Raw genomic sequence first — 14,800 nt, 5'->3', positions numbered from 1 at the left:
GTCCAAACACTAATTTTTTTTGTCATTTTTATAAGAATTTAAAATGCCTTTCAATATTGCGGTGGCAAAACAACCCTTTTAATGTTATTTACTTAAAGTTAAATATTATAATTGAAAAAAAATAATTTTCTATTTATTTTCTGGCTGAACAATAAAGAGATAATTTAAAATTTAATTTCGATTGCATACAAGATTAAATAGAATCTTTTAAGCATAAAAAAAGCGACCCAAAGGTCGCTTTTAAATCTTACCAGCCTGGTGCAAAGGTTAAACCAAATACACCTAAGTTAACATCCTTCCTTTGGAAGGGTATGGCATAATAGGGTTCTAGTACAAAGTATCCAAATACATTTACTCTTAAAGATACTCCGGCACTCATAGCTGGGATTCGTTCAAAGTAACCTTTCGTGCCACCGATTTGTTTTGGTGTAGATCTAAATGCTACTTTTGAATCATTATCGTAAGCTAGTCCCATATCGAAAAATATATTTAAGTCAGAAAATAGGAATTTTGACTCAACAAGGGTTAATTTTTCTGGTCCTGTAAATGGAATTCGGACTTCAAAATTGGCAACTGCAATTCTTGATCCTACTAATTGATTGATATCAAAACCTTGTGATGTTTGGTTCCCATTTCTAAAGAACGAATTCGCTTCATATCCACGAATGAGGTAACCATAGCCGGCATACATTTGAAAGAGTCTGCTTTCATCTCTTCCAAAACGAGTGTAGGAATAAAATCTTGCGGCAAAGGTAACGGGCTTTACACGAATGTAGCGTCTTCCATCAACGGTTAAAGCATTTAGTTTAAAGTCGCCTTGATAATTTTCCAATCCCACTCGATAACGGAAACCTGAAAGTGGTGCTGTAAGTCCGGAGAATGAATTATCTCCCACAAATGCCGCATTTAATTGTACGGTGGTAAATGGTTCAAATGGAACACCATAAGTTTGTTGAGCCTTTTCTTTAGAAAGCTTTTCGCGATTGTTACCAATTTGATAACCCTGATTAATGTCGAAATAATTATTGAAGCGATCAATACGATAGCTATATCTTGAGATACCACTTCCTGCTTCAAATCGGTGATTCTTCGAAAATGGATAAGATCCAAAGACTGAAAACTGATCTTCAAAAGTTCGTATAATATCAAAACGTTCAACGTAAGTAGGTCCAACACCTTGTATGTTTTCTATTGCAGCAGAAAATTGCCCTGAAACATAAGGAATATGCGATCCAACAACACCCCAGTTAATTCTACTCTGCTGGTTTACATAAGCTACCTGAGCTCCAAAATCATAAATTTCCCCATTCACGGCAGCCGTAGCGAATATCTGATTTCTCCCTAAAATATCACTAAACACGCCCTGAATACCACTCGATAAACCCGTTCCAAATCGGCCAACCGATGCACCAACACCATTACTTGAAAGGTAATCAAGCTTGAATTTAGGCTTATAAGGAATGGTTTTTATGGATTCTTTCGGTATTCTTTCAAAACGATCAAAGTTTTGTAGGTTAGCATTGATGATATTTACTCCTACTGATTTAAAGGGGGGTAGCTGTGCTGCATCAAAATTTAAATCCTCGTTTCCTACTAGTTTAGGAGTAAATTCATCCGCTTTGGCATTATAAATGGTATATTTTTGTGCTCTATAGTAGGAGTATAATATATCATCATTAGCCGAAACACTTAATGCTGGCGAATATTCAGTAATCCCACTAATGCCAGTAAAATAATCAGTTAATTGCTCAACTGTTTTTTTGATTAATGAATAGCGATATAAATTCCTAAATCCATCTCTGTTTGAAAGGAAGTAAATGCTTCTATTATCCCCAGAATATTGAGGATTTAGATTGTTTGCACCCGTAAATAATGGAATATTTGTAATTATTTTTGTCACCACGTCGATAGTCGCCAAATTCAAAGAAATATCTACGCTTTTACTAGCTTGATCCAGTGTTTTGCGGTCGGTGCTAAATACAATAGACTGTCCATCTTTAGAATAGCTAGGATGGTAATCGGAGTATTTATCATTGGTTAACTGGTTTAATTTTTTCTCACGAAGATTATATTCATAGATGTCATTTTGACCTTCACTTAGTCCGGAGAAAGCGATATCCTCACCATTTGGCGACCAAGTAATATTGCTAAACTCTTCAACCTTTCCCATAGCCACAGAGCTTAGTAGTTTCCCGTTTGACACATTTACGATAACTAATTTATTTACACCGCCACTAAAAACACTAAAGGCGAATTTTTTGCTATCTGGCGACCATGCACCTGTGGATTCGATGAAGTTATACTCATCTATGTCTCCATTTTTTGCCTTGCTAGATAGCATTCTGATAATTTTCCCTGTTTTTGCATCAGCCAGAAAGAGGTCGATACTGAGGAGATCTCGCTCAGAAAGAAAGGCTACAAATTTCCCATCAGGAGAGATAGATGGAGCAACATTGTAATTTGCACCTCCATTTTTTTCATCAATCAATTTCTTACCAATTGGAACCTGTGCTGTATCTTTTAAATAAGGCTTGTAAGTATTTTCAATGCTTGTTTTCCAAAGGCTAGATAAAGTTCTATCATCGTATCCAAATGTCTTTCTAATGGCCATTTGATAACCATACTTGGCAGTTGCTTTAAACAAAGGAACAATCACTGTGTCGCCATAAGTTGAGCCTATGTAAGACCAAAATGCCTGCCCATAACGATAGGGGAAATATTTGTTCGATTCTGTTAAATCTTTTAGGCTAGGAATGTCTTTATTTAAGTAGGCATCACGCATCCACATAGATGTATAGGCATCTTTTTTACCAACAGAAAGGTATTCTGCCATCCCTTCAACCATCCACAAGGGTAAATTTCCTATGTTTTCAAGATTGGTTGAGTCGCCCTCAATTAATGAATGATATTGGAAGGCGTGTACCAATTCATGACCCAAAACATGTCTTGTTTGATGATTTACCTGAGAAATGGGCATAATTACCCTGTTTTTTAATCCTTCAGTAACACCACCTGTGCCTACACCAACCTCTCCACTCAATGCTGTAGTTTGTTGGAAATCAGGGTGATTGGAATAAAGAATGAATGGGTTTTTCTTAAAGAAAGTATCTCTAAATACTTGTTGATGTAATTCGTACCAAACTTCAGCTTCCTTGGCGAAACGCTGTACTAGACTGTCATTTTTAAGATAATAATAAAGGTCGAAGTGCGGTGTTTCATACACTTTGAACTTCAAATTCTTATACCTTACCTTGTTTTGGCCAAAATATTGAGCTTGAACGTCGGATGTTTGTCCGAAAACTGCTAAAAACAAAAAGGAAATAATTAGCCAGAATGATGGCTTTCTTTGGGTAATGGTCTTTTCTCTCATTTGATATCTAAAATGATCTTAACTAAAATACGTAAAAATATTGATTCTGATTTTTTGAGCTTAGATAAAAGCATCAATGAAATGTAAAATCAATTAACAGGTTTGTTTTTATTTTGTTTACGCTCGTCTCTTATTTCTTTTCTTGTTTGATTTACTTCTGTTGAAGGTTCAGATTTGGGACTTGCAGGTGTTTTATTTTCAGGTGCAGGGTTTGCCCGATTTTCTGGTAATTTAGTGCTAATTATTGGTTTCGGACCTGAATTTACACCTTTTGCTGTATCCAAATCTTCTTTGGGAATTGAAATAGTGTCAATTATCAGCGAATCCACAAAGCTGGTATCTCTTGAAAATCTAGGGCTCACACATTGATATTCTCTAGTGATTTTTACTCCGGGTTTTGGAAATGGTCCCTGACTTATCCCTAATGACTTATCACGATATATCTTTTCCATAAATTTACCAAAAATAGGCAATGCTGTTCTTGATCCTTCGCCAGTTTCGGATGTTTTGAAGTGCACACTTCGCTCATCGCATCCTACCCAAACACCCGTAACAAGGTCTTTAGTAACACCCATGTACCAACCGTCAACATAATCGGAGGATGTACCTGTTTTACCACCAATCTGATTGTTGTTTTTCCATAAATCCCATTCCCATAATGCTTGAGATGTACCTTCAGGCTCTTCCATACCGCCACGAAGCATATACAACATCAACCATGCAATTTCTTCGCTTAATGTTCTTTTTTGCTCTGATTTGAACTCTTCGATTAATTTGCCATCTAAATCCAGAATCTTCTCGACTAAAATGGGTTCAGAACGAACTCCTTTATTAAGGAATGTTCCATAGGCTTTAACCATCTCAAAAACACTGACATCATTCGGACCTAAACTCACTGATGGTACTGCTTTGAGATCACTTTCAATTCCACATTCATGAGCATATTTTACCACATTTTCGGCACCAACTTTTTCGGTAATTTGAGCAGTAATTGAATTTACAGATTTACCCATTGCCCAGCGTAATGACATTTCTCTTCCAGAGAAGGTATAGCTCGAATTTTTAGGCTCCCAGTATTCGGTTTTACCTCTCATGGTATAAGGAATTCGGACTGCTTGATCGATATATTTATCACAAGGAGACATTCCCGACTCAAGTGCAGCTAAATAAGCAAAAGGCTTAAATGTAGATCCAGCCTGTCTTTTTGCCTGATTTACATGGTCGTATTTAAAATAATTGTGATTGATACCACCAACCCATACTTTGATATGCCCATTGAATGGATCGAGGGTCATCATTCCTGTATTTAGGATTTTAGCATAATATTTTATAGAATCGATAGTTGAAAAATCGACTTCCTTTTCGCCATTCCAACTAAAAACTTTCATTTTTTTCGGGCGGTTTAAATAAAAATCAATAGAATCTTGATTACCATTATAGCGCTTCTTTAAAAAAGTGTAATAGGGGAGTCGCTGGGCAGCTTTTTCAGGAAAATCGAGAATTTCTTTACCATCAGATGTGCGCCAAGGATTCTCATTTCCCCACACATTCTCAAATCTCCTTTGTAAGATTTTCATGTGATTATTGACCGCTTCCTCCGCATATTGCTGCATTCTTGAATCGATAGTCGTATAAATTTTTAAACCATCAGCATATAAATCATAGTCATTTTCTTCACACCATTTTTCAAGATAACGAGATACGGCAGATCTTAAGTACGATCCACCATCGCTACCCTCATCAATACTACCTGGATTGATCTTAAGGGGTCTTTGGCTATATTTTACATACTCTTTTTCAGTGAGATAGTCATATTTCTGCATCTGAGATAAGACTATATTTCTACGCTCCAGCGATTTTTCAGGATTTCTGATCGGATTATAAGTGGTAGTAGCCTTGAGCATCCCAACCAATAATGCAGCTTCTTCAACTTGAAGTCTGTTCACATTTTTATTGAAATATCGCTTGCTCGCCGTCTTTATTCCAAAGGTATTATTTCCAAAAGGGACCGTATTTAAATATAAGGTGATGATTTCATTTTTGGTATAATAATTCTCTAATTTATAGGCGGTTACCCATTCTTTTAATTTGTAAATGACGGTCCTTACTAAAGGAATATATTTGATAAATCCCTGCGATTTTCTGTTTCTAGTGCTGTAAAGGTTTTTAGCTAATTGTTGAGTAATGGTACTAGCACCTCTCTTATCGCCACCTGCAGTTGAAACAATACTGGATAGAAGAGAGCGAATATCAATGCCACTGTGTTTGTAAAAACGAACATCTTCTGTAGCAACGAGGGCATCGATAAGTGCCGGAGAAATACTGTCATACTCAACAGGAGTTCTATTCTCTTTAAAATATTTACCTATTAGTTTGCCGTCGGAAGTGTAGAGCTCAGATACTATATTGATTGCCGGACTTTTGATATCTTTTATTGTTGGTGAATATCCAAATAACCATAAAAAATTAAGTTCGAGGGCACAGAAAAAGAGTACTACAAAGTATAATGCTATGCATGCATAGCGAAAACTCTTGTTTTTAATTCTTTTGAACATCTGGTAAATATGAGGAAATCATGCTTAAAATGATAAAAATTTATTTTTTTTAATTTTCGGGAATTAATTTAAAAATTATTAATTTAATTAAAACATAAATTTTATTGTTGAATTAAAATTAGAAGTTAAATGTACCTGAATATCAGGTCAATACATTTTTGTCTTTCGCTTATCTGATTTTATTTAAGATAAATTCAAAATGAATATTTAAATCGTTTTTTTGATTTTAATTAGGTTTTGCTAATATTTTTTCTGATTGTAAGCAAAAAACATACCTAATTTTAAAATTAATTAGAGGTTTATATCGAATGAATCAGCATCTCTTAAAAATGGTAAATTCCTTCTAGTTTCGGTAAGATCATTTTTGTGGATGGTGAATGTATAGAGATCTTCATCATTAGGTTTATAGTAAACTACCTTTCCATTTGGATCTATGCACATAGAATCTCCAGAATGAAAGACTTCATTTCCGTCATGGCCAACGCGGTTTACTGCCACCACAAATGCTTGATTTTCTATAGCTCTTGCGGGAATTAATGAGCGCCAGTGTAATGAGCGACGTTCGGGCCAGTTGGCCACAATTAGCAATAAATCATATTCTTCATTTTTATTTCTTAGCCAAACGGGAAATCGGAGATCATAACATATTGCCGGGCAGATTTTCCAACCCTTAAGCTCAACGAATAACTTTTGAGTACCTGCCGTATAATGTTTATCCTCTTCACCCATACCGAAAAGATGCCTTTTATCGTATTGCTCATGGCTTCCATCTGGTCGCATCCAAATGAGTCGGTTATAATATTTATCCGATTCTTTTATAATTAAACTCCCAGTAATTACACTTTCAAATTTCCGAGCTTGATCGTGCATCCATTTCATGGTTTTACCACCCATTTCTTCGGCAAATTCGCTTGGATTCATTGAAAATCCGGTATTAAACATCTCTGGCAGAACGATTAAGTCGGTTTTTTCACGAATAGAATTGAGTCTTAAACCTAGATTTTGAAGGTTTTTGTCAATATTTTCCCAAAAAAGATAAGATTGAAAGCTTGTAATTTTTAATGTGCTCATTAGAATTTATTTAAACGTAATGATTCAACAAATGTTTTTTAAACCTTAATCAAGCAATTAACCGCTTTTTCAAGTGTTTCGTTCTTTTTGGCAAAGCAAAATCGAAGTACGTGCTGGTCTGTACCCTTTGAATAAAATGCCGAAACCGGTATGCATGCCACTCCAAACTCTTTTATTAGTCTCATTGTCAGTTCAGTATCTTTTTCATCACTTATCCTTTTATATTGGACAGTTTGAAAGTAGGATCCATGGCATGTTAACAAGTCGAAACGTGTTTGAGACATCAAGTTATGAAAAAAATCTTTCTTTTCCTGAAATAAATTGCTTATTTCTAAATAATTAGCTTCGTTTTGAAGGAAATCGGCAATGGCATGCTGGATAAATGAGTTTACGCTAAACACTTCAAACTGATGTGCTTTTCTGAATTCTTTCATTAGGTTTTCGGGAGCTAGGCAGTATCCCACTTTCCAGCCCGTAGCGTGTAAAAGCTTGCCAAAAGAGGCAATAATAAAGCTTCTTGCCTTTAATTCGGGGAATCTTGAAAGACTCAGGTGCTTTTTCCCATCGTATATTAGATGCTCATATACTTCATCACTTAAAATAATAATATTGGAATTTCGGGTTAATTCAATTAAACTTTTGATGTCATTTTCTTCCAAAACTCTTCCTGTAGGATTATTGGGATTATTTAAAATGATCATTCTTGTCTTAGCATTGATCATTTTTTTTACTTCATCCCAATTAATGTTATAATCTGGCGCATTGAGCTCTATTGGCCTTACAATACCGCCAAATAATTTCACTGCAGGGGCATAAGAATCGTAGGATGGTTCAAAGATTATTACTTCATCATCTGGTCGGATAATGCAGGCAATACTGGCAAAAAGGGCTTGCGTACCACCTGCGGTGATGGTAATCTCTGTTTCTGGATTGTAAATTGTATGATGTAATTTTTCTTGTTTTTCTACAATACGTTCCCTCAGACTCATTAATCCGGCCATGGGTGCATATTGGTTAAAACCAGCTTTCATATAATGTTCTACCAAGCTCATTAGCTCTTTAGAACACTCATAATCGGGGAAACCTTGAGATAAATTTACAGCCTTGTATTGTGTTGCCAGCTGCGACATTACTGTGAAAATAGTAGTACCTACCTCGGGCAATTTTGATTCAATATTCATTTCAAGCTAAAATAGGTAAATCTAAATCCAGAATCCTTATGAATCTTTAAAATTTAGATTAAATTATTACCTTAAGGCCTATTTTTGATATATCTATGACTTATAAAACCAAAGAAAGCCGTTTATTTCTTATTCTGGGCTCCTTTTTAATTGCAAATGCCATTCTCGCCGAATTTATTGGTGTAAAAATATTTACTGTTGAAGGCTCTCTTGGGATTGAAAAATTTGATATCAACATGTTCGGTGTACCAGATCTCTCCTTTAACATGTCGGCAGGCGTGATAACTTGGCCATTAATTTTTATTATGACTGATATTATCAATGAGTATTTTGGGATAAAGCAAGTGCGATTTTTATCTATTCTTGCAGCTATTTTAATAAGTTACGCTTTTCTAGTAGTGGGTTTTGCCATGAATTTAGTCCCCTCAGATTTTTGGATTAATCAAACCATAAATAATGAGCCTATGAATATGAACAACGCTTTTTCCGCAATTTTCGGTCAGGGGATGTGGATTATCGTGGGATCAATTGTAGCCTTTTTAATTGGGCAGATGGTGGATGTTATCATTTTTCATCGTATCAAAAAAATGACTGGCGAGCGTTTTTTATGGTTAAGAGCAACAGGCTCAACGCTGGCTTCTCAGTTTATTGATAGTTTTGTAGTGATTTTTATCGCTTTTTACATCAATCCGCAGTACAATTGGAGCTGGCAAATGGTTGCAGCAATTGGGATAGTTAATTATAGCTATAAATTTATTGTTGCTATTTTGATGACACCTTTATTGTATGTAGTACATAATATCATCGATCGTTTTTTAGGGAAGGATCTTTCTTCTAAGTTAATTTCAGAAGCTCGAAATTCGTAATTAATTTTTAATGAGGCTATTGTGAGGTATGAGATATTTCTTTTGAGTTAAAAAAAATAACGCTGATGATTTTTAATAATCATCAGCGTTATCCAAAAAATTATTTTCCGATTTTGAATAGTTCTACTTCAAAAATCAAAGTGCTGTAAGGTGGGATATCATTTCCTGCTCCTCGCTCACCATAACCCAATTTATAAGGAATAAAAAAGCGGTATTTTGAACCAACCGACATTTGCTGAAGTCCTTCTGTCCAACCTGGAATAACCTGATTTAAAGTGAATGTAGCTGGCTGTCCGCGATTAATTGAACTATCAAACTCAAAGCCATTTATTAATGTTCCTCTATAATGTACAGTAACTTCATCAGTAGCTATGGGCTTAGGTCCATCAGCTGGGGTAATAACTTCAAACTGTAAACCACTTGGAAGCTCCGTAATTCCCGGTTTTTTCTTGTTTTCTGCTAAGAAAGCCGCACCGTCTCCAATAGAACCCTCATACTTTTTCTTCTCTAATCCGCTTAGGAAGGTATATATTGTTTCTTGACATTTTTCTTGACTAATAGTAAGAGTTTGTGAGGTAAAAACATCATTCATTGCCTTATTAAGCAAGGCGAAGTTTAAATTATTTACTCCTCTTTTTTTCAGGTCGTTAGCAATGCTTGCACCAAAGGCATAGCTTATTGAATCGATTTGATTTTTGAAAAGTGGGGCAGGAGCAACCGTAGTTTTAACGGGAGCGGCGCTTGTTTTGGCGGGAGTGACAACTTTTTTAGCAGGTGTTGTTGCTGTTTTAGTTTGTGCAAAGCCCAAAGTTGAAATTGCCGTTGCGGCGAAAAATAAAAGAAAACGTTTCATTGATATGGTTTATTTGATTTAAAATCGATTGTTTCTGTAATTTTTATTACTCTGCTAATATACTAGCTTGACAGCTAATTGAATAATATTCATTTGGATTTTTTGTCTTCAAGTTTAAATCCTAAATTGTGCTTATGAAAGTTGATTATATCGCCCTCTCAATTCCTATTTTCTTTATTTTGATTGCAGTAGAGCTTGTTTATGCTTTTTATAAAAAACTTAACTACTATCGAATAAACGATTCAATTGCTAATTTGAGCCAAGGAATTGGATCTCAATTGGTCGGGATTTTCTTAAAAACGATTACTTTTTTTGGCTACCTCTACATTTATGAGCATTGGCGTTTTTTTTCGTTTCCTAACACGCTATTTACCTGGTTGCTTTTGTTCATGGGAGTCGATTTTTTCTATTATTGGTTCCATCGTTATAGTCACCAAATAAACGCTCTATGGGCCGCTCATATTGTTCATCATCAATCGGAAGAGTATAATTTAACCGTTGCCCTCCGTCAGTCTTGGTTTCAATCAGGCTTTTCATGGATATTTTATTTACCCCTTGCTTTTGTTGGTTTTGAGCCCATTATGTTCCTGACTGTCAGTGCTTTTAATACGCTTTATCAATTTTGGATTCATACCCGTGCCATTGGCAATATGGGCCCTTTGGAGTGGGTTTTAAATACACCCTCACATCACAGAGTACATCACGGCTCTAATCCTAAATATATTGATAAAAACCATGCTGGTACCTTGATTATTTGGGATCGATTATTCGGTACTTTCCAAAAGGAAGAAGAAGAGGTTGTTTATGGAATTACCACGCCTCTAGCTAGCTGGAACCCGCTGTGGGCAAATTTTCATTATTGGGTAGAGTTGTTTAATACTTTTAAAAACGCTGATGGACTAAAGGAAAAGCTATCTGTATTCTTTGGATCGCCGGGTTGGTTTCCAAAAAGCATGGGAGGAAGGCAATATCCTAAAGAAATCGACATGGATAAATATCAAAAATATAGTCCCACTTATGAGCTTAAATTTAATGCTTACATCTTTTTCCAATTCGTTTTTTCGCTAGCTATTGCAAGTATTTTACTCTTTACAGCCTCAAAGCTAAGTGCAATACAATTGCTAAGTAATTGTGTTTTGGTAATTTTGGGACTCACATCCTACGGTGCTTTGATGGAGCAAAAGAATTGGGCTAAAACTATTGAGAATTTTCGTTTATTCCTTTGGCTGATTTTACCCTTTATGTTCTATAGGGACGTATTTTTTATATATTTACTTCTTGGGAATACAGCATTGGTATTCTTTTCATATATCTGGTTTAAACGCCTCTTTAATAATTAATTATGTTCAAAAATCATATAGTTTTTACGCTTGCATTTAATTTGATATTTATACTTAATATTTTTTCTCAATCTTCCTTTTTTCAAGACTTCAATATTTTTATTAAACCGCTTATTTGTATCGCATTAGCATTCTATTTGTTTAGAAAGGTAAATATGGCAGCGGGTTTTAATCGTTTGGTATTTGCGGGACTTATTTGCTCGCTTTTCGGGGATTGTTTTTTACTATTTGCAAGTAGTGATATTTACTTTTTCTTGTATGGTTTAGTGTCATTTTTATTGGCACATGTGCTTTATTCTTTTGCCTTTTATAGGGATTTCAAGAATAATCCTCAAGCATCCAAGTTTTATGGTCATGTGATGTTATTCATACTAGGCGTATTTACCTTGAGCTTTTACAGTTTTATTAGAGATTATTTAAATGATTTCAGAATTCCTGTGATGGTTTATATGTTTGTGATCTCTGTGATGGCTATTTTGGCTGCTTACCGCTATAAAAGGGTTAATCTTTTAAGTTTCCGTTTGATTTTGTTTGGAGCTGTATTTTTCGTGATTTCAGATGCTGCACTCGCCTTTAATAAGTTTGTTGAACCTTATTCTTTCGCGGGTATTTTAATCATGTCGACCTATATGATAGCCCAATACTTAATTACAATGGGAGCAATAGAAAGAAAAGTGGAAGGAATGAAGTAATATTTATCCTTTGGGCTTCATTTTTTTCAAGCTTCATTCTCAAGCTTTTACCTTTATCTTTTTTGATTCTGAATGTTGATTTGTAATAAATAACATCTTTCTTACAATTAGCTCTCAGGATAAATTTGTAATTTGCTTTTTTATTTAAATCTAATCATGAACGTAATTTCCACTAAAAAACACCTGTTCCTTGCATTTATAGCAGTATTATGCAGTGTTTACACAGGTTTCTCTCAAGTTAAGGACTATAAAATCAGTCTGCAATGGCAACCCGTACAGAATAATTATGAAGGTAAGAATCAATCTCTTTCAGTACTGAGCATTAGCAATGGATCTGAATTTGACATCCCCGCAAAGGGCTGGACTTTATATTTCAATTATGGAGCAGATATTCCGAAACCTGAGAGTAGGGGTTTAAGCATGTCATTTATAAATGGAGATTTGTATAAAATTGAGCCTACTGCTGCTTTCGACGGAATTCCAGCAGGTTCTAAACTTAGTTATCAAATGCTTAAATCTGGCAGTACCGACAATGTAACTCAGTCGCCACAAGGTTTTTACATCGTTTTTGATAGCGAACCCAATAAAGCTATTCCTCTTCAATGTACTTATCCTGAACCAAGTGCAGAATACTTAAATACACTTTATAGCTCTAAAACTTGGATGAATCCTAGTTTTGTACATTCTAAAAATCAAGATATTCAAGATATTCCTAGCTCAAAATTGCCTTTAATTTTCCCTAGTCCCACAGAAATGAAGGTCAATACAGGTGAGTTTAAAATCTCATCAAGCACATCCATTTCAGCAGATCCGCTTTTCGCGAAAGAAGCAGCATATTTATCTGATGAATTAGCGAAAATTTTAACAGGAAAGCCTTCAATTGCTAAGCAAGGTGTCATAAATATTAAAAAGGACGCTAGTTTGGCATCGGAAGCATATACACTTCAGGTTACTGAAAATGGTATTCAAATCGCTGCATCTAGTCCAGCAGGTGCATTTTACGCTATTCAATCTCTAAAAAGTTTAATTCCACCGCTAAGTTGGAAATCCAAACAAGCATCTGTAAATGTTCAGTCTGTTGACGTAAAAGACCAGCCACGCTTTGGATATCGTAGTTTCATGTTGGATGTTGCTAGAAACTTCCATACCAAAGAGGAATTATTCAAGATTTTGGATTTGATGAGTTTATATAAATTGAATGTTTTTCACTTCCATTTTTCTGAGGATGAAGGCTGGAGAGTTGAAATTCCTTCACTTCCAGAGCTGACTCAGATTGGTAGTGTTCGCGGACATACATTGGACAATAAAAATCTGCTTCAAGCTGCATTTGCTTCTGGTGGAGTCCCAAATAAATTGCATGGAAGCGGTTATTTAACTAAAAAAGAGTTTATTGAACTGTTGAAATATGCTACCGCTCGTCACATAGAAGTGATTCCTGAAATAGAATCACCAGGGCATGCACGTGCAGCAATTAGAGCCATGGAGTATCGCTATGAGCGTTTTAAAAAGGCTGGTAATATGGCTGAGGCGACTAAATATCGCTTGATTGATCCGCAAGATAAATCCCAATTTAGATCAGCTCAAGGCTGGAACGACAATATTATGGATGTGTCTATGCCATCGGTATATAATTTTGTGGAGAAGGTTACCGATGAATTGATTTTGATGTACAAGGAGGCTGGTGCGCCATTAAAAACCATTCACTATGGTGGTGATGAGGTGCCAACAGGTGTTTGGGAAAAGTCGCCTTCATATCAAAAGTTTAAACAAGCCAATCCAAATATCAAAAGTGTGGATGATATGTGGTACTATTATTTCGGTCGTTTGAACCAAATGGTTAAAAAGCGTGGTTTGTTCCTTTCGGGATGGGAAGAAGCAGGAATGCGTAAAACTGTACTTGATGGTAAGTCAACCTACATTGCAAATCCTGATTTTGGAAACCAACATTTTCAGCTTCATGTTTGGAATAATGTGATTGGCTGGGGTGCTGAAGATTTAGCGCATAAATTAGCTAATGGAGGCTATAAAGTGGTTTTATCACCTGTTTCAAATATGTATTTCGACTTAGCATCAAATTCATCATACTTTGAACCAGGCTTAAAATGGGGTGGATATGTAGATGTTGATAAACCTTTTTATTTCCTGCCTTTCGATTATTTGAAGAATGTGAAGGAAGATGGTTCAGGTAGACCATTAAAAAATTTAGACCAGACAAAAATGATTCGCTTGACTGATTATGGTAAATCAAATATTGTTGGTTTGCAGGGATTACTTTGGTCGGAGCATAATACAAGCGCTGAGCGTTTAGAATACATGTTATTGCCTAAATTATTAGGTTTGGCAGAACGTGCTTGGTCTAAAGCACCAGAATGGGAGACTGGTGAGGCTTCTGCATTAAATGATTTGAAATACAGCAATGACTGGTCGACTTTTACCAATGTACTTGGGAAGAGAGAATTGCCACGTTTGAGCTATTATCATGGAGGTTTTGCTTATCGTATTCCCGAGGTAGGCTTGAAGGCCGATAATGGCAAGGTGGATGCAAATATTCAGCTTCCTGGATTAACTATTAGATACACTATGGATGGCTCAGAACCGAGCGAAACGAGTGCAATTTATACCACTCCAATTTCTCAAAAAGGTAAGTTTAAATTTGCCGCTTTTGATGTGGCAGGCCGAAAAGGTAGAATTACCGAAATTGAAAATAAATAGAGTATTTAACCCAATCGATATATCGATTGGGTTATTTTTGCAATTTAATTGTCTGAACTATGATTTATTAGATTGAAGTGATTTTTATGATTTTTGATGTCGTTTGCCTGATAACTGATAACTGACAACTGATAACTCTTTTCCGGGCTTCGAGTACCTC

General features: G+C 35.5%; 9 protein-coding genes. 4 read left to right on the top strand and 5 right to left on the bottom strand.

Features of this window, described 5'->3' with window-relative positions:
* Positions 1-247: 247 nt before the first annotated feature.
* From QZ136_RS00860 to QZ136_RS00845, 4 genes are all read right to left on the bottom strand, one after another.
* Positions 248-3,370 (bottom strand): basic secretory protein-like protein, encoded by a 3,123-nt coding sequence (locus QZ136_RS00860; RefSeq protein ID WP_291399432.1) that lies wholly within the window; start codon positions 3,368-3,370, stop codon positions 248-250.
* Positions 3,371-3,459: 89 nt separating this feature from the next.
* A complete protein-coding gene (locus QZ136_RS00855; protein WP_291399431.1) occupies positions 3,460-5,925 on the bottom strand; it encodes a transglycosylase domain-containing protein in 2,466 nt (821 codons plus the stop codon).
* 291 nt (positions 5,926-6,216) lie between these two features.
* The gene (locus QZ136_RS00850) at positions 6,217-6,996 is read right to left on the bottom strand and encodes an amidohydrolase (protein WP_291399430.1); all 780 of its coding nucleotides are present in this window, start codon (positions 6,994-6,996) and stop codon (positions 6,217-6,219) included.
* Positions 6,997-7,034: 38 nt separating this feature from the next.
* On the bottom strand, positions 7,035-8,177 hold the full coding sequence (locus QZ136_RS00845) for a methionine aminotransferase (RefSeq protein WP_291399429.1): 1,143 nt from the start codon (positions 8,175-8,177) through the stop codon (positions 7,035-7,037).
* A gap of 95 nt (positions 8,178-8,272) precedes the next feature.
* Here QZ136_RS00845 and QZ136_RS00840 point away from each other — a divergent pair, with 95 nt between their 5' ends.
* Positions 8,273-9,043 carry a queuosine precursor transporter gene (locus QZ136_RS00840; RefSeq protein ID WP_291399428.1) on the top strand — a complete coding sequence of 257 codons (771 nt, stop codon included), beginning with the start codon at positions 8,273-8,275 and terminating at the stop codon, positions 9,041-9,043.
* A 100-nt stretch (positions 9,044-9,143) separates the two neighbouring features.
* On the opposite strand, the gene QZ136_RS00835 is transcribed toward QZ136_RS00840, so the two are convergent.
* Entirely contained in the window at positions 9,144-9,896 is a 753-nt protein-coding gene (locus tag QZ136_RS00835; RefSeq protein ID WP_291399427.1) for an FKBP-type peptidyl-prolyl cis-trans isomerase, read from the bottom strand.
* A 134-nt stretch (positions 9,897-10,030) separates the two neighbouring features.
* Between QZ136_RS00835 and QZ136_RS00830 the strand changes: the two genes are divergently transcribed.
* The 3 genes from QZ136_RS00830 to QZ136_RS00820 all read left to right on the top strand — a co-directional run bounded on the left by QZ136_RS00830 (position 10,031) and on the right by QZ136_RS00820 (position 14,640).
* Positions 10,031-11,236, top strand: a complete 1,206-nt coding sequence (locus tag QZ136_RS00830; protein ID WP_291399426.1) for a sterol desaturase family protein — start codon at positions 10,031-10,033, stop codon at positions 11,234-11,236.
* A gap of 2 nt (positions 11,237-11,238) precedes the next feature.
* Positions 11,239-11,928, top strand: a complete 690-nt coding sequence (locus QZ136_RS00825) for a lysoplasmalogenase (protein WP_291399425.1) — start codon at positions 11,239-11,241, stop codon at positions 11,926-11,928.
* Between the two features lie 156 nt (positions 11,929-12,084).
* Entirely contained in the window at positions 12,085-14,640 is a 2,556-nt protein-coding gene (locus tag QZ136_RS00820) for a family 20 glycosylhydrolase (protein ID WP_291399424.1), read from the top strand.
* Positions 14,641-14,800 lie beyond the last annotated feature (160 nt).

Origin of the sequence: Daejeonella sp., from assembly GCF_017495225.1 — a bacterium.
Lineage (GTDB): Bacteria > Bacteroidota > Bacteroidia > Sphingobacteriales > Sphingobacteriaceae > Daejeonella.
Note: the sequence above shows the minus strand (reverse complement) of the source record. Positions and strands in the feature narration are given on the sequence as shown.

What these genes read in the sequence shown, in the direction of transcription:
- QZ136_RS00850 (WP_291399430.1), bottom strand. Translation starts at nt 6,996, where the DNA reads ATGAGCACATTAAAAATTACAAGCTTTCAATCTTATCTTTTTTGGGAA.
- QZ136_RS00860 (WP_291399432.1), bottom strand. Translation starts at nt 3,370, where the DNA reads ATGAGAGAAAAGACCATTACCCAAAGAAAGCCATCATTCTGGCTAATT.
- QZ136_RS00840 (WP_291399428.1), top strand. Translation starts at nt 8,273, where the DNA reads ATGACTTATAAAACCAAAGAAAGCCGTTTATTTCTTATTCTGGGCTCC.
- QZ136_RS00830 (WP_291399426.1), top strand. Translation starts at nt 10,031, where the DNA reads ATGAAAGTTGATTATATCGCCCTCTCAATTCCTATTTTCTTTATTTTG.
- QZ136_RS00835 (WP_291399427.1), bottom strand. Translation starts at nt 9,896, where the DNA reads ATGAAACGTTTTCTTTTATTTTTCGCCGCAACGGCAATTTCAACTTTG.
- QZ136_RS00825 (WP_291399425.1), top strand. Translation starts at nt 11,239, where the DNA reads ATGTTCAAAAATCATATAGTTTTTACGCTTGCATTTAATTTGATATTT.
- QZ136_RS00820 (WP_291399424.1), top strand. Translation starts at nt 12,085, where the DNA reads ATGAACGTAATTTCCACTAAAAAACACCTGTTCCTTGCATTTATAGCA.
- QZ136_RS00845 (WP_291399429.1), bottom strand. Translation starts at nt 8,177, where the DNA reads ATGAATATTGAATCAAAATTGCCCGAGGTAGGTACTACTATTTTCACA.
- QZ136_RS00855 (WP_291399431.1), bottom strand. Translation starts at nt 5,925, where the DNA reads ATGTTCAAAAGAATTAAAAACAAGAGTTTTCGCTATGCATGCATAGCA.